Annotated in this window: 4 protein-coding genes; 3 read left to right on the top strand and 1 reads right to left on the bottom strand. The window is 72.1% G+C overall.

What is annotated here, in order from left to right; translation table 11 throughout:
* The first annotated feature begins 697 nt into the window (after positions 1-697).
* The gene (gene purF, locus ABZ857_RS20420) at positions 698-2,116 is read left to right on the top strand and encodes an amidophosphoribosyltransferase (RefSeq protein WP_357045065.1); all 1,419 of its coding nucleotides are present in this window, start codon (positions 698-700) and stop codon (positions 2,114-2,116) included.
* 79 nt (positions 2,117-2,195) lie between these two features.
* Here purF and ABZ857_RS20425 read toward each other — a convergent pair whose 3' ends face one another.
* Positions 2,196-3,494 (bottom strand): FAD-dependent oxidoreductase, encoded by a 1,299-nt coding sequence (locus tag ABZ857_RS20425; RefSeq protein ID WP_357045067.1) that lies wholly within the window; start codon positions 3,492-3,494, stop codon positions 2,196-2,198.
* A gap of 547 nt (positions 3,495-4,041) precedes the next feature.
* Between ABZ857_RS20425 and ABZ857_RS20430 the strand changes: the two genes are divergently transcribed.
* Together ABZ857_RS20430 and ABZ857_RS20435 are read left to right on the top strand one after the other, a co-directional pair.
* Positions 4,042-4,851, top strand: coding sequence for an alpha/beta fold hydrolase (locus ABZ857_RS20430; RefSeq protein ID WP_357045069.1), 810 nt, complete (start codon positions 4,042-4,044; stop codon positions 4,849-4,851).
* Between the two features lie 158 nt (positions 4,852-5,009).
* Complete coding sequence (locus ABZ857_RS20435; RefSeq protein ID WP_357045071.1) at positions 5,010-17,675, top strand: amino acid adenylation domain-containing protein; 12,666 nt, start codon at positions 5,010-5,012, stop codon at positions 17,673-17,675.
* Positions 17,676-17,690 lie beyond the last annotated feature (15 nt).

The raw sequence follows: 17,690 nt of genomic DNA on the forward strand, positions 1-17,690 counted from the left end.
CCTTCCCGCCGTGTCCGCGGGCTTCCCGGGGTGCGGGTCGTGCGGGTGTCGCGGCTCTGTGCCCCGCGGCCGGATGCCGCGCGGCGGCCCGTCTCCGCCGGGCGTGCCGGCCGGGGCGACGAGTCGCCGGAGTGCCCGCCGGAGGATGTCCCGGCTCGCCGATCCGCGTCCGGTCACGCCTTGTCCGCCGCTTGTCCGCCGCCCCTCGTCATCCACGGAGGATTTCGCAGTCAACCCGCCCCTGGCTGCCAATGCCGTCACTCACGGAACAACGCGCGCACTTGAGCACAAGCTCGTATAAATCCCACCGGCACAGGGCCCTATAATCACAGCAATCAACTCCGCGATCAACTCCCGTTCACTGCCACGAAACGCAGGCACGACAAGCCCGCATCGCGTTACTCGCCGTACCTGCCGGTCACCGCGGAGATTCGGCGGATCCGGACGTTTAGGGCAATCTAATTCGGCATTTCGGTCCGTACGTTTTCCCGTCCAGGCTCCCCGGGTCGCTCGTCCGGTGGCGCGCCGTCGCCACAGGCGAAATCTGCTACCTTCGCATATCGGTAAACAGCGGAATCGGTGGCAGAGGCATCGGAGCGGCCGAAGCGCCCAAGGTTCCCGCCAGCATCTGGAAAACGGTCACTCGCGGGCCGCGGACGTCCCGCCCCTAGTCGCCCCAGTGGGAGATGTCGCCGGCATGATCAGAGAAGCGTGTGGAGTCTTCGGGGTAAGGGCGCCCGGGCAGCCCGTCTCCCACATCACCTATCTCGGCCTGTACGCCTTGCAGCACCGGGGCCAGGAATCGGCCGGCATCGCCGTCGGCGACGGCAGCCGCATCCTCGTCGACAAGGGCATGGGACTGGTGTCCTCGGTCTTCGACGACCACCGCCTCGCCGCCCTCCAGGGCCACGTGGCGATCGGCCACACCCGTTACTCCACCACGGGGGCGAGCACCTGGTGCAACGCCCAGCCCGTTCACCGTGCCGCCGGCGGCGCCGATTTCGCGCTGGCGCACAACGGCAACCTCGTCAACGCGGCCGAACTCGCCGACGAGGCGGGCGTCGCCGCGGGCGAGGCGACCAGCGACAGCGACCTGGTCGCCGAACTCCTCGTCGCCGAACTGCCCGCGTCCGCCGGCCTCGGCCACGCCGAGGGAGACCCGCTGGAGCGGGCCCTCGTCTCGGTCCTGCCGCGGCTGCGGGGGGCGTTCTGCTTCGTGATCAGCGACCAGGACCGGCTGATCGGCGTACGCGACCCCAACGGTTTCCGCCCGCTCTTCCTCGGCCGCCACCCGGACGGCTGGGTCCTCGCCTCCGAGACCCCGGCGCTCGACGTGGTCGGCGCCGAGACCGTCCGCGAGATCGAAGCCGGCGAGATGGTGGTCATCGACGGCTCCGGGATCCGCAGCGTGCGCCCGTTCCCCGCCGAGGCGGTGAGCCCCCGGCTCTGCTCCTTCGAGTTCGTCTACTTCGCCCGGCCCGACGGCAGGCTGCGCGGTCAGAGCGTCCACGCCGCCCGCAGGCGGATGGGCATGCAACTGGCGATCGAGGCGCCCGTCGACGCGGACCTCGTCGTGCCGGTGCCGGAGTCCGCCATCCCGGGCGCCCAGGGCTACGCGCAGCAGTCCGGCATCCCGTATGGGGACGGGTTCATCAAGAACCGGTACATCGGCCGGACGTTCATCGCTCCCACCCAGGAGCTGCGCCGCAACGCGGTGCGCATCAAGCTCAACCCGATCGAGGAGAACGTCGCCGGTCAGCGGCTCGTGGTCGTGGAGGACTCGATCGTCCGCGGCACCACCCTGCGGGAGACGCTGCGCATGCTCCGCAAGGCCGGCGCGATCGAGATCCACCTGAGGGTCCTGTCCCCGCCGTACCGGTGGCCCTGCCACTATGGCATGGACACCTCCGACCGGAGCAAGCTCCTGGCCGCCAACCTCAGCGTCGAGGGCATCCGCGACTACCTCGGCGTCGACTCCCTCGCCTACCTCGACATCGGCCGCATGCTCGCGGCCATCACGCCCGAGGACGACGGCTTCTGCACGGCGTGCATGACCGGGGAGTATCCGGTTCCGGTCTCCGTCCGCTCCGGCAAGGACGCGCTCGAGCGGGTCTGACACGACGACGCGAGGACGGCCGCCGCGACCGGGAGCGCCCCGGCGCCCGCGAAGACGGGGCACCGCGCGCCCCCGGCCGTCAGCAGAGGCCGAAGGGCGGTTTGAGGAACTCGGGCCGGCCGCCCTCACGGCGGATGGCCGCGTCCGCCGTGATCGGTGCGAAGACCTCCTGCGGGACCGGGCAGTCCCAGGCTTCGCCCAGCACGACGGTCGAGGCGAGCCTGCCGATCTCGTCGGACCCGCGGGCGCCGTGACCGTTGCCGCCGACGGCCACGGTCAGACCGTCCTCGACGCGGCCGATGTAGGGATAGCGGGACGGGGTCTTCTCGATGATGCAGCAGGCCGGACGGACGGACTCCGGCTTCAGCTCGGGGACCAGCATCTGCATCATCGACGTCAGGAACGCCTGCTGCCGCGAGGTGATCTCCTGCCTGGCGTACCAGGAGACCATCTCCTCGACGGTCCGCAACTCCTCGACGAGAGGCTGCATCCCCGGCCCTATCCGCATGTACCAGCGGCCGTCCGGGTATCGGATCGGCGGCAGCATGTAGAGCGACATGTTGTCGTCGCCCGTGTCCTCGGGATCGACGGTCACCAGGGCGGGCAGGTGTCGCAGCCGGTCGAGCTGGTGGTCGCCGACCTCGAACAACAGGTTCGGTTCCGTGAAGGCGTAGAGGGCGAGCTCGCATCCGGCGGGCAGGACGTTGTTGTGGTTCGTCAGGGCGCCGGTGGCGATGAGCACCTTCTCCGCCCTGATCTGCCTGTCGCCTCCGTCGCCCGCCACCCGCAGCCGCCACAGACCCGAGCCCTCCTCCTTCCGGATTCCGGTGACCGCCGCGCGCAGGACCCGGCCTCCCGCCGCGACGGTGAGGGCCAGCTGGGCCTGCACGAGCCGCCTCGGGTTGAGATAGCCGGCCTGTTCGCGCTCCAGCAGACCCTCGGCTCCCCCGGGAAAGGGCGGGACGCCGAGTCCGGGGAACTCGGCGCGCAGCTCCTCTTCCCGCAGCCGCTCCACGACGATGCCGTCGGCCTGGCACTGGCGCAGGATCGCCACCGTCTTGTGCCCGATCGACTTCGCCATCAGGACGAGCGAGCCGCACTCGTGGAAGAACCGGACCCCCGACTCGGATTCGATGTCCCGGAAGCGTTCCAGAGACCGCGCGTCCGTGGTCCCCCAGACCGCGTCCCATCCCAGGCGCCGGGTGATCCTCGCCTCGTCGAAGTACGCGCCGAACGCGTACTGGCTGACGGGGTCGCCGCCCCTGGGCTCCGCGGGACCGATCACCAGAACGTCCGCGCCGCTGCGGCTGAGGTGCTTGGCGGCCGCGGAGCCGAACATCCCGGCTCCTACAACGACGACCTCAAAGATGTCCGACATGACCCTCCACGTTCGGGACTGCTGTTCGTGCGACGTCGCGGTTCGCGGCGTTCGGCCCATCCGGGCTCCCGGGGCGGCGGGGAGGACCTCAGATGTGCGGCACCGGCGCGGCGGAGGATGCCGGCCCGCGCCCGGCTCCTGCCGGGGCGGTGCGGCGCCCTCGGCCCCCCGTACGCGCGCACGCCCGCGGCGAGGAAACGGCGTCTTCCTCGGGGTTCTGCACGGCGAGAATCCTCCCGGAAGGGCGGACCACCGATATCGGACGTCCTTAAAACCGGTTTGCGCAAGGTTTCCGCGCACCCCGGGCCGAATAACCCTGAGCCGGATGAAGTCGCACCTTTGTCAGCCCAGTTCAGAACCGGCCCTGTGTGATCGTCCATGGAGAATACGCATCCCCGAGCGCATCCACAAGTTCCCCATTCGGCTCTTCGTGACTTGTGCCCGGACTTGCCCGACTGGTAGTTGTGTGTTGTGCGGACATGCGGAATGTGCGAGATTCGGGGAGTTCCGGTAAGCCTGCCCAGACACCGGCACGCATGAGCGCGAAATGCCTTCCACGGGAACCACAAGTACGGCGGATCCCTCTACCGGCCGGTCACCCGCGGCATTCGGGGCACCCCACGGCCCCGCCCCGGGTTCGTCTGCGGCCGTACGGCTTTTCTGCCTGCCTTATGCGGGCGGTTCCGCCGCCGTATACCGGAGTTGGGGGGCCGCGCTCGGTCCGCGTTTCCCAGTCACCGCCGTCGAATATCCCGGCCGCGGCCGGCGTATCCGGGAACCGGTGGCCACGTCGGCGTCCGCCCTGGTGGACCTGCTCGTGGCCGAGCTCGCGGAGGACATGCGGGCCACGCCTTTCGCGATCTTCGGTCACAGCCTGGGAGGCCGGCTGGCCTTTCAGCTGGCGCACGAGCTCGGACGCCGCGGGCTGCCCCGTCCCAGGAGGCTGTTCGTCTCGGCGGCCGCGGCCCCGTTCCACCTCGGATGGGGCGCGCTCCACTCGCTCCCCGAGCCCGAACTTCTGGCGGCGCTCGAACGACTCGGCGGCGCCCCCGCCGAAGCGCTCGCGAACCGGGAGTTCGTCGAGTTCATGCTTCCGGTGGTCCGCGCCGATCTGCGCCTCGCGGAAACCTGGTCGTTTCTTCCGGAGGAGCCCCTCGACATTCCGGTCTCACTTCTCGGCGGCATTTCGGACCCCCTCGTTCCTCCTCACGAGATGGAAAGATGGCGAGGCTTCTTCGCCGGCGAGATCCTGCGCCGCAGCTATCCGGGGGGCCACTTCTATCTCCGCACGGAGGAGGAGTCGCTGCTGCGTGACGTGAGCGCTGCCCTGTCGGACGCGCTCCGCTCCACGGAGTGAAACGACCACGGAGCAGCACGTAGGCCTTCACACGGGCATCGGCCGCCCGGTCCGGCGAGCCCGCCGACGCGCTCGCCGATCTCGTCGCCCCCTTCTCACCGGTATGACTTCCCGGTCGTGATTCCAGCCCCCCAAGCGGAAAGCAGGCTGTTGCCACCATGCGTGATAAGGAGCACTTCGCCGCGTCTTTCGAGCAGGAGCGCGCCTACGTCCTCGACCGGCTGGGAGCCGGCGACGCCGTGCACCGGGCCTGGACTCTGGAGGGAGCGCTGCCGGTGGAGACCGTGCGGCAGGCTCTCGCGCAGCTGACGGAGCGGCACGAGATCCTCCGCACCCACCTCCACGACACCGCGGCCGAGCTCGTCCAGATCGTCCGCGACCGGGTGGACGCGGACTTCGGCTTCGAGGACCTGTCCGAGGCGGACGACCGGGACCGGCGCGCGCGGCAGCTCGCCGCGTCCTTCGCGCAGCGGCCCTTCGACCTCGGCGCCGCCCCGTTGTGGCGCGTGCTCCTGATGCGGCTGCGCGCCGACAGGCACGTGGTGGTGCTGTCCATGCACGCGGCGGTCGCGGACACCGAGACGGTCGTCCGGCTCTTCGAGGAGCTCCTCGAGTGCGTCACAGCCGGCCGTACGGGGGAGACGGCGACCGCCGCCCCCCGGCAGTACCGGGAGCACGCGGCCCGGCAGCGCGCTCTGGACGCCGGGGCCATGGCCGAGCAGGAGGCCTACTGGCTCGGCCACCTGGAGGGCGAGCTCCTGCCGGCCGAACTGCCCGTGTCCCGGCGGCGCCCCGCGGACCGGACGTCCGGCTGCGGCCGGCATCGGCGCCTCCTTCCGGCCGCGCTCGCGGCCGAGGCGGAACGCCTCGCGGAGGACGTCGGCTGCTCGCTCTCCGCGGTGCTGACGGCGGGTTTCGCGGCGCTGCTCTACCGGTACGGCGCCCGTTCCGAGGTGACCTTCGGCTCCCCCCTGTCCACCCGGCGGGGGCCGTCCGGCGAGACGATGCTGGGCAACTGCGAGAACCTGGCCGTGATGCGCCTGGCGCTCCGCGGGGACACGACCTTCGAGGAGACGGTCCGGCTGACGGCCGACCGCCTGGCACGGGCGGAGGCGAACCGGGACTACCCCTACCAGCGGCTGCTCCGCGCCCTGGGCATGCCGTGGGACGCGCGCGTTCCCCCCGTCTTCCGGATCCTCTTCGATCCGGAACCGTGCCGGGAACCGGCCCGGAGCCTGTCCCGGCCGGGTGAGCTCGTCGTGGACGACTTCGACGTCCCGCCGTCGTCGGCCGCGCACGACCTACGGGCGATCGTACGACCGACGGCGCAGGGCCTGGCCCTCGACTGGATCTTCGACACCGGCGTCTTCGAGCCGGAGCTGATCGCGCAGGTCGCGGATCACTTCGTCGGGCTGCTCTCCGCGGCGGTCGAGGAGCCCGGCGCGCCGGTCGCGACGCTCGCCTTCCTCTCCCCCGCGGACATGGACGCCATCAGGCGAAGGTGGAACACGGCCCGGACGCCGTACCGCCGGCACTGCGCTCACCGGCTGATCGAGGAGCAGGTCGCCCGCACCCCGGAGACCGTCGCCGTGGAGTTCGCGGATCGGCGTCTGAGCTACTCGGAGCTGAACCGGCGAGCGAACCGGCTCGCCCGCCACCTCGTCTCGCTGGGCGCGTCGCGGGGAGACATGGTCGGCCTCTGCATGGACAGGTCCGCCGACCTCGTCGTGGCCGTGGTGGCCATCCTCAAGGCCGGCTGCGTCGTGGTGCCGCTGGACGCCGCCTATCCGCCGGACCGCCTGCGATTCATGCTCCAGGACGCCGGCGTGCGCACGGTCGTGACCGCCCGCGTGCTCGTGGAGCGTGTCGCGGCTCTGGCCGAGCTGTTCGAGGGGCTGACCAGGGTCGAGGTGGACGCGGACCGGAGCGTGATCGCCCGAGCCGCGGATCACGACCTGGAGGACGGCCCGGAGGACGGCCTGCCTCCGGAAGCGGCCGCCTACTGCATCTACACCTCCGGCTCCACGGGGCGTCCCAAGGGCGTGGTCGTGGAGCACGCGGCACTGGCCAATCTCGTCCAGTGGCACCTGGACACCTGGCTGACGGGCGTCGGCATCCGGACGCTCCTGTACTCGCCCATCAGCTTCGACGTCGCGTTCCACGAACTGCTGGCGGGACTGTGCTCGGGCGCGACCCTGATGCAGATCGACGAGGACACCAGGCGCAACCCGATGGCGCTGCTCGAGTTCGTCCGGCAGCGGCGCGTCGAGAAGTGGTACATGCCCTTCGTCACCCTGCAGCAGGTCGCGCAGGCCGCGCGGACCTCCGCGGCCCCCGAGCATCTGAAGGAGCTGATCGTCGGTGGCGAAGTGCTCCGGATCACGCCGGAAATACGGGACTTCGCGCGCCGGACCGGGTGTGTGATCCGCAATCACTACGGATCGACGGAGTGCATCGACGTCGCGACCCACACGCTGTCGGGCGATCCCGATCTGTGGCCGGACGTGGTCCCCATCGGGCGGGCGAACGTCCACAACATGAACCTCTACATCCTGGACGACGCACGGCAGTTGGTGCCGGTCGGCGTGGTGGGCGAGATCTACGGCGAAGGCGACAGCCTCGCCCGGGGCTACCACGGCAGGCCGGAGCTGACACGGGAGCGGTTCGTCTCCAGCCCGTTCGGCACCCAGGGCGCCCGCCTCTACCGGACCGGCGACCTCGGCCGCTACCTGCCGGACGGCACGATCGAATGCCTCGGCAGAGTCGACAACCAGGTGAAGATACGGGGGTTCCGCGTCGAGCCCAGCGAGGTCGAGGCGGTCCTCGCGCAGCACCCGGCGGTCGCGGAGTGCGCGGTCGCCGCCAAGGCCGGGAACGGGGGACGTGCCCGGCTCCTCGCGTACGTCGTACTCCGGGAGGGCCGGGACGGGTCGGCGGCGCCGGAGGAGCTCCGCGTTCACCTGGCCGAGCGGCTCCCCGGCTACATGGTTCCGGCGGCCGTCGTCGTGCTCGGCGCGCTGCCGCTCACGCCGAGCGGCAAGGTCGACGTACGCGGGCTGCCCGACGTCCGCCCGCGGCAGGCGGAGCAACCGCCGCGCGTCTCCGGCGACCTGCGGGAGTCCATCTCCCGCATCTGGTCGGAGCTGCTGGAGACGCCGGAGATCGACGCGGGGAAGACCTTCTTCGAATTGGGCGGCGACTCCGTCCTGCTCGTGCGGGCGCACCAGCGGATCGCCGAGGCGGTGGGACGGGAGCTGCCGGTGGACACGCTGTTCCGGCATCCCACCGTGGAGGCTCTGGCGCGTTTCCTGGAGAAGCCGGACCAGCGATCCGGAGACGCGGAGCCGGAGGACGGGCGGCGGGACGATCGTCCGGCCGGCGCCCCGGCCGGACGAGACCTCGCCGTCATCGGCATGGCCTGCAGGGTGCCGGGCGCCGACGACGTCACCCGATTCTGGTCCAACCTCCGCGACGGGGTCGAGTCCGTCCGGACGCTGCCGCCCTCCGAGATCCTGGAGCTCGACACGAAGCAGACCCGGGATCCGCACTTCGTCCCGAGGGCCGCCATGATCCCCGGCATCGACCTTTTCGACGCCGCCTTCTTCGGCTACAGCCCCGCCGAGGCGGCCGTGATCGACCCGCAGCAGCGTCTCTTCCTCGAGTGCGCGTGGGAGGCGATCGAGGACGCGGGGGTCGACACCGGTTCCGTCCGCGTCGGCGTGTACGCGGGCGCGAGCCTCAGCACCTATCTCGTCAACAACGTCCTGCCCGCCAAGCTCAGGTCGGGGACGTTCCTGAGCCACCGCCAGTTCGACGAGGCGACGGAGCTGCGCATCGAGCAGGGCAACGCCCGTGACCACCTGCCGACGCGGGTCTCGTTCAAGCTCGACCTGCGGGGACCGAGCGTGAACGTGCAGTCCACCTGCTCGACCTCGCTGGTCGCGGTGCACATGGCGCGCCAGGCCCTGCTCGACGGCGACTGCGACGTGGCGCTGGCGGGCGGTGTGTCGATCATCACGCCGCAGAACACCGGCTATCTGTGGCGAGACGGCATGATGGTCTCCCCCGACGGGCGCTGCCGCGCCTTCGACGCCGAGGCCGACGGCACCGTGTTCGGCAACGGCCTCGGCGCGGTGGTGCTCAAACCCCTCTCCCGGGCGATCGCCGACGGCGATCACATCTACGCGGTGATCAAGGGGTCGGCGGTCAACAACGACGGCGCGCTCAAGATGGACTACACCGGGCCGAGCGTGGAAGCCCAGGCGGAGGTCGTCGCCATGGCTCACCGCAGCGCCGGCGTCTCGGCCGACGAGATCTCCTACGTCGAGGCCCACGGCACGGGTACCAAGCTCGGCGACCCCGTGGAGATCGCCGGCCTGACGGAGGCGTTCCGGCGCAGCGCCGGGCGCGGCGGCGCGTACTGCGCGATCGGCTCGGTCAAGACGAACATCGGCCACCTCGACGAGGCGGCGGGGGTGATCGGGCTCATCAAGACGGCGCTCAGCCTGTATCACCGGGAGATACCGCCCAGCCTCCACTACAGGTCGCCGAACCCGCTCGCCGGCCTGGAGACGAGTCCTTTCTATGTCAACACGCGGCTGCGCCACTGGGAGACGCCGGACGGCCGCCCCCGGCGTGCCGGTGTGAGCTCCTTCGGCATGGGCGGCACGAACTGCCACGTCGTCCTGGAGGAACCGCCCGCGGTGGTGCGTAAGCCCCCGGAGCACGATCGGCCGGTGCACATCCTGCCCGTCTCGGCGCGTTCCGCCGACGCCCTGCGCGGCACCATGCACCGCTATCTCCGCCACCTGGAGGGACAGGACGACGCCGCGCTGCCGGACATCTGTTTCTCGGCGGCGACGGGCCGGCGGCACTTCGGATGGCGGGTCGCGGTCCTGGCCGGGAACGTCGAGGACGCGCGTTCCCGGCTCGCGGAGATGCTGGCCGCTCCGGACCTCGCCGAGGTCGCCTCACACGTCGGAGACCGGCCGCCGCCGGTCGCCTTCCTCTTCACCGGGCAGGGGTCGCAGTACACCGGGATGGGCGGCTCCCTCTATGAGACCCAGCCCGTCTTCCGCGAGGCCGTCGACCGTTGCGACGAGATTCTGCGCCCCCTGATCGGCCGATCCCTCGTCTCCATGCTGTACGGGCCGGACCCCGTCCCGCTCGACGGCACCGAGACGGCGCAACCGGCCCTGTTCGCGGTCGGCTACGCGCTCAGCAGGCTCTGGAAGTCGTGGGGCGTCGAACCCGATCTCCTGGTGGGTCACAGCCTCGGGGAGTACGTCGCCGCGTGCGTCGCCGGCGTGTTCAGCCTGGAGGACGGGCTGAAGCTGGTCGCGGCCAGGGCCCGGCTGATGGCGGACCTGCCTCGCACGGGCGGCATGCTCCAGGTGAACGCCGGTGTGGAGAAGGTGGCACCATACCTGGAAGGGCTCGCCGACGCCGTCTCGACAGCGTCGGTGAACGCGCCCGACCTCACCGTGATCTCGGGCCGGTCGGACGTCCTGGAAGCCGTCCGGCGGGAGCTCCTGCGGAAGGAGGGCGTGGACGCGTTACCGCTCGACGTCTCGCACGCCTTCCATTCGCCGTTGATGGAGCCGGTGCTCGAACCCTTCCGGGCCGTGGCGGAGACCGTCCGCTACTCGCCGCCCTCGATCGACATCGTCTCCAACGTGACGGGCGCCCCCGCCGGACCGGGAGACATGGAATCGGCCGGCTACTGGGTCCGGCACGTCGTCGAGCCCGTCCGGTTCGACCAGGCCGTGCGGGTCGCCGACGAGCGCGGAATCCGTCTCTTCGTCGAGCTCGGGCCGAAGCCGACGCTCATCAACCTCGCACGGCGGCGTCTGCGAGGCCGGGACGCCCTGTGGCTGCCGAGCCTCACGCCGCGGGACCCGCACGCCGCCGTCGCCGGCCTGCGCGAGCTCTACCTCGCGGGCGCGCAGGTGGACTGGTCCGGCTTCGACGCGCCCTTCCGCCGCCGCCGTAAGCCGCTGCCGACCTACGCCTTCCAGCGCCGGCGCCACTGGCTGGGGCCCGACCCGACGGCGGCGGAGCCCGCCTCCGGTTCGCGCGGGGACGCCGCCACGCCCGCGGCCCCTGCCGGCCGGTCGGCGGCGCCGCAGGCCCTCACGGTCACGTGGGAGCCGGCGACGCCCGGACCCGCACCGCGCTCGGCCGGGCGCCGCTTCGTCGTCATGGGCGGGCAGGACGGCCTCGCGGCCCGGCTCGCCCATCGCCTGAGGGAGCGTGGTCACGCCTGCGCCGAGGTGGTCGCGTACGGCGACGCGGGGCCGGGCGCCGATCCGTCCCCGGACGGCGTGTCGCCCGCGCGGCTGTCCGAGGCGCTCGCCGGGGTCGCCGGTGACCCGGAGGGGCTGCACCTGGTCTTCGCGCCCGAGTGCTCCGGCGTCACCGACGTGCCCGCCGCCGCGGCGCGGCTGCTGGCCGACGCCAGAGCGATCCTGGAGTTCGCGGTCGGATCACCGCCTGCCGCCGGGCTCTGGTTCGTCACGCGGTCGGCGGGGCTCGACGCGCCGGCCACCGAAGCGGAGCTGGCCCAGTCGGGGCTGGCCGCCCTGGCGCGGACCGTCAACACCGAGCATCCGGAACTCGCCTGCGTCGCGCTGACCCTGCCCGCGGCCGGGGACGGCGATCTCGACGTGGTCGCCGGCCTGCTGGAAGGGGGCGCTCCCGAAGGCGAGGAGCAGCTGGCGGTCCACGAGGGACGTGTCTGGCAGGCACGGCTGGAGGCTCTGCCCGCCCTCCCGGGGTCCCCGGGGGAGACGGCCGCGCAGCTGCCGATCCGGCCCGGCGGCGTGTATCTGATAACCGGCGGCACCGGGGCGCTCGGCCTGCGGCTCGCGGCCGCGGTCGCGAGGTTCCGGCCCCGGCGTCTGGTCCTCGTCAGCCGCCACGGCGAATCCCGGGCCGGCGACGAGGCGGCGGCCTGGGCGGAGCTGGAGGCGACGGGAGTGCGGGTGGACACGGTCCGCGCGGACGTCGCGGACGAGGCGCGGATGCGCGAGATCCTGGCCGGCTGCGGCCCGGACCTGCGCGGGGTGTTCCACTGCGCGGGCGTTCTGGACGACGGAATCCTCCTGCGGCAGACGTCGGCGAGGATGTCGGGCGTTCTCCGGCCGAAGGCGGCGGGCGCCTGGGTGCTCCATCGGCTCACCGAGGACCGTGACCTCGACTTCTTCGTCTTGTTCTCCTCCCTGGCCTCGGTCCTCGGCTACCCCGGTCAGGGCGGCTACGCCGCCGCGAACGGGTTCCTCGACGCCCTGGCCCGTTATCGGCGCCGGCGCGGTCTTCCGGCGCTCAGCGTGAGCTGGGGAAGCTGGGCCGGCGCGGGGATGACCGCCCGGCTCACCCCCGGGCAGCGGGCCCGGCTGCGGGACGAGGGCGAGCGCCCCATCCCGCGCGAGGAGGGCCTGGCGGCGCTGGCGGCGCTCATGACGGCGGGGCCGCCGCACGCCGCGGTGGCGGCCGTGGACTGGCCGGATTTCGCCGCCTCGCGCGCACGCAGGCCCGCCATGCTCAAGGCTCTGCTGGAGCCGCGGCCCGAGCCGGACCACGCAGCCGCCGAGGCGCCCTTCGCCGCGAGGCTTCGCGAGGCGCCGCCGGAGGACGCCCGCCGGATTCTGCGGGACACCGTCACCGCGATCGCGCGGAGCCTTCTCGGGGACGAGACGGCACGGGTCGATCCCGCCCGCGGCCTGGCGGAGATGGGCCTGGACTCGCTGGGAGCGCTCGACCTGCGCGGAAGGCTGCAGACCGAACTCGGCCTGAGCCTTCCCGCGACCCTGGCGTTCGAGCACCCGTGTGTCGACGCGCTGGTCCGGCATCTGGAGGAGCACCACTTCACCGAGGAGATCCAGGCAGTCCCGGACTCACGTCCCGCCGCGGCGGGCGATCTCGAGGCGGGCCGCGCCGAGGCGGCCGTCGTGAAGGCCGCCGATACAGCCGCCGAGACGGCCCCGCAGGCGCGGCGGGACCCGGCCGCGGAGGAAGCCGTGGCGATCATCGGCATGTCCTGCCGGTTCCCCGGCGCCGCCTCCCCCGAGGAGTTCTGGAAACTGCTGGTCGAGGGCCGGGACGCGGGGCGGGAGATCCCCGGGGAACGCTGGGATCTCGATCGGCTGTACGACCCCTCGCCGGACGCGCCGGGCAAGATGTACGTCCGGCGGATGGCGTTGATCGACGACGCGGAGTGCTTCGACGCGGCCTTCTTCGGCATCTCGCCGCGCGAGGCTGCCGCGATGGATCCGAGCCACCGGCTGCTGCTGGAGGCCGCCTGGGGCGCGGTCGAGGGCGCGGGGATCGATCCCGCGTCCCTCCGCGGCAGCGACACCGGGGTCTACCTCGGCTGTGACCAGTTCACCAACGACTACCTGCGCCTGGCGGAGCGCGGGCTGGGCTCCGAGCCCTACATCGCCACCGGTACGACGCTGAGCTTCTCCGCGGGACGCCTGTCGTACAAACTCGGCCTCCACGGTCCCAGCATGGTGATCGCCGCGGCCTGTTCCTCGTCGCTCGTCGCCCTGCACTCGGCCGTGCGGGCGATACGGCACGGGGAGTGCGGCATGGCGATCGTGGGAGGCGCGAAGCTCATGCTGGGCCCGGAGGAGACGGTCCAGCTGTGCAAGCTCCGCGCGCTCGCCCCGGACGGCCGGTCGAAGGCGTTCTCGGCCGGCGCGGACGGCTTCGGCCGGGGCGAAGGCTGCGCCGCGCTGCTGCTCAAGCGCCTCGACCGGGCCTTGGCCGACGGCGACCCGGTGCTGGCGGTGATCCGTGGCACCGCGGTCAACCACGACGGCCCGAGCTCGGGCCTGACGGTGCCGAACGCCGCGGCACAGGCCCGCCTCGTCGCCGGCGCGCTGGAGGACGCCCGGGTGGACCCCGCGGACGTGACCTACGTCGAGACGCACGGCACGGGCACCCAGCTGGGCGACCCCATCGAGCTCCGTGCGCTGGGAGAGACCTTCGGCGGTCGCGCCAGGCCCCTGCTGATCGGTTCGGTCAAGGCGAACATCGGTCATCTGGAGGAGGCGGCCGGTCTCGCGGGCGTGATCAAGGTGATGCTCGCGCTCCGCGACGGCTTCGTCCCGCCGCAGATCCACTGCGACGTCCTCACCGACAAGGTGGACTGGGACAGCCTGCCGCTTGTGGTCCAGCGCACCGGGATCGCCTGGCCGCCGGACGCGCCCAGGATCGCCGGTGTCAGCTCCTTCGGCATGAGCGGGACGAACGCGCATGTCGTGCTGGAGGCCTTCACGCCGCCCCCGCCGCGCGCCTGCCCCGGCCCCTTCGTCTTCCCTTTCTCGGCCCGGGACGAGACCGACCTCGTGGCCGCCGTCCGCCGCTTCGCCGAGGCCCTCACCGTGCCGTACGACCCGGGGGAGGTCGCCTACACCCTGCAGACCGGCCGGTCGCACCATCGCCTCCGGCTGGCCGTGGTGGCGCCCGGCGTCGGCGCGTTGCGCGCACGCCTGGAGGCCTTCCTGCAGGGCTCGTCCGGCGTCCCGGGCCTGGTCCGCGGGGAGGCCGGCGACGGGGAGGAGCGCCGTCTCGGCGCGGACGAGGCCGCGCGGCTGATCGAACGCCAGGATCTCGCCGGTATCGCCCAGGCGTGGTGCGACGGTCACGCGATCGGATGGCGCGACCTCTACGCGGCCGAGGTCCCACGCCGGATCCCGCTGCCGGCCTATCCCTTCAAGCGACAGCGGATCCGGATCGGCGAGGAGCTCGGTCGCGTCTCCGCGCCCGTTCCCGGCACCGTCGCGCCCGCGCCCACGCCCGCGCCCGCGACGCCGAATCCGGCGCCGTCCGCACCGTCCGCCCCGCCGGTTGCGCCGGAACCCGCGGCGGCGCCGGCGGCCTCGGGCGGAGGGCGTGACGTGGTGGACGATCTGCGCGGGCATGTCGCCGAGCTTCTCGGCATGGCACCGGACGACCTGACTCCCGCGGCGTCCCTCCACGACCTGGGCGCCGACTCGCTGACCTTCATGCGCGTCAGCCAGTTCATCCGCGACCGGTTCCAGACGGTGATCCCGTTCCAGCAACTGGTGGAAGAGACCTCGACGCTGCGGGAGCTGGCCTCCCTGGTGGCCGCACACCCCGCCGCGCCCCCGCCGGCCCCGTCGGCCGCGGCGCCGGCCGCACCGCCGCCATCCGAGCGCGGGTTCGCGTCCGGGCCGAGCGCCCTGCGGACGGGCCCCCAGACGACGGAACGGCTGACCGACCGGCAAGCCCGCTTCCTGTCGGAACTCGTCGAGGCCTACACGGCCCGCACCCGCGGGTCGAAACGCGAGGCGGAACGGGACAGGCCGGTGATGACCAACTGCCGGATGCCGCCGTTCCAGGCGCTCTGCAAGGAGATGTCCTACCCCATCGTCGTGGAACGCTCGTCCGGCGCGCGGTTCTGGGACGTGGACGGCAACGAGTACGTCGACATCTCCATGGGCTATGGCGTCCATCTGTTCGGCCACCAGCCCTCGTTCGTCGCCGAGGCGCTGCGGGCCCAGATCGACGACGGCTTCCACATCGGGCCGCAGGCGGTCCAGGCCGGGCGGGTGTCGCGCCTGCTGTGCGAGCTCACCGGCATGCAGCGCGCGGCGTTCTGCAACTCCGGGACCGAGGCGGTCATGGCCGCGCTGCGCTTCGCTCGCGCGGCGACCGCGCGTACCCGCTTCGTGATGTTCGAAGGCTCCTACCACGGCTGGTCGGACGGCACTTTGGCCCTGCCCGCCGGCCCCCGCGCCTCCATCCCCATGGCGCGCGGCGTCGGCGCGGGCGCCATGGACGACGTGGTCGTGCTGGAGTACGGGACGAGGGAGAGCCTGGAGACGATCCGGGAGCTCGGCCCTGAGCTGGCCGCGGTGCTGGTGGAACCCGTCCAGAGCAGGCGCCCCGACCTGCAGCCCACGGCGTTCCTGAGGGAGCTGCGCGAGGCGACGCGGGCGACGGGAACCGCGCTGATCTTCGACGAGGTGATCACCGGGTTCCGGGTCGGCCCGGGAGGCGCGCAGGCGTGGTCGGGGGTGGACGCCGACCTCGCGGTCTACGGGAAGATTCTCGGCGGCGGAACGCCGATCGGCGCGGTCGCGGGCCGGGCGAGGTTCATGGACACCGTCGACGGCGGGGCCTGGAACTACGGCGACGACTCCCGGCCGACAGTCCCGATGACGTTCTTCGGCGGCACCTTCAACAAGAACCCGCTGTCCATGGCGGCGGCCGAGGCGGTCCTGTCCCGCCTGAAGGCCGAAGGGCCGGAACTGCAGCGGCGTGTGGCCGAGAAGGTCGACCGGCTGGCCGACGACTTCAACGCCTTCTGCCGCCGGGAGGGGTTCCCGCTCCGGATCGTGCACTTCTCCTCGCTGTTCCGCTTCATCGGCGAGGGCGAGTACAGCCTCCAGCGCTTCCCGATCGCGATCGACCTGTTCTTCCACATGCTCGCGCTCAAGGGGATCTACGTCCTGGAGACCCGTGTCTGCTTCCTCTCGACGAGCCACACCACCGACGACGTGGAGTTCGTCTCCGAGACGGCCAAGTCCTGCCTGAGGGCTCTGCGCGACGCCGGTTTCCTCCCCAGGGCGACGGCGTCCGTCCCGGCCCCGGCTGCTCCGGCCACCGTCGCCCCGGCCGGGGCCGGGCTCACGCGACGCCTGGCCGAGGACGCCCGCCTCGACCCGGCCTTCGCGGTGCCGCGCTCCGCGCCCCCCGCCTCGTGTGAGCACGTGCTGCTCACGGGCGCGACGGGCTTCCTCGGCGCGCACCTGGTGAAGGACCTGCTGCGCGCCACCTCGGCCCGCATCCACTGCCTCGTACGGGCCGAGGACGGCGGGCACGCCCGAGACCGGGTGATCGACAATCTCGCGGCCCACGGGTGCCTGGACGATGGTGCGTACGAGCGCGTCGTCGGCGTCCCCGCGGACCTCTCCCTGCCGCGTCTCGGGCTTGCCGACCCCGTCTGGCGGCGGCTGGCGGAGCAGATCGACGCGATCTATCACAACGGCGCGCAGGTGAACTCGCTGCTGCCGTACGACAAACTGAGGGCCGCAAACGTGGAGGGGACGCGGGAGCTCCTGCGGCTCGCGGTGGACGGCAGAACCAAGGCCTTCCACCATGTCTCGTCCGACGCGGTCTTCGACGCCTACGGCTACCATCGCCACGCCACGATCTACGAGGACGAGCCGCTCGCCCACAGTGAGACCCTCTACGGCGGCGGGTACGCGGAGTCGAAGTGGGTGGCCGACAAGCTCGTCGAGCGTGCCCGCGCGGCGGGCCTGCCCGCGTCCGTCTATCGTCCCGGCATGATCACCGCGGCGGTCTCGGGCGGATGCGGGCAGCCGGGGGACTTCCTCACCCGGTTCATCGCGGGGATCGTCCGGATGGGTGTCTGCCCGGAGACGGACGCGACCATCGATTTCGCACCCGTGGACTACGTGTCGCAGATGATCGTGAAGTTGTCGGCGGCCGGCGGGGCGGGGCGCACGTTCCACCTGACCCATCCCGATCCGATCACCTACCGCGCGTTCGTCGACGCCATCCGCGACGCCGGGTACGAGCTCGAGGTCGTCCCGCTCCACGTGTGGGACAGGGCGCTGGCGACGTTGCGCTACGAGGACGACAATCCGCTGTATCCACTCCTGCCCTTGTTCACGGAGTCGTCCGACCCCGTCTTCCGCCGGTCCAGGCTGGACACCCGGCACGCGCGGGCGGGCGCCGCCGCCCTCTACGAGGCATGTCCGCCGCTCCTCGAACTGATCCCCGTCTATCTGGAGCGGTTCCGCGACGCCGGGTACCTGAAGCGGCGTTGATGCGACCAGAGGACA

The sequence above is a fragment of the Microbispora sp. NPDC046933 genome, assembly GCF_040644635.1.
GTDB lineage: Bacteria > Actinomycetota > Actinomycetes > Streptosporangiales > Streptosporangiaceae > Microbispora.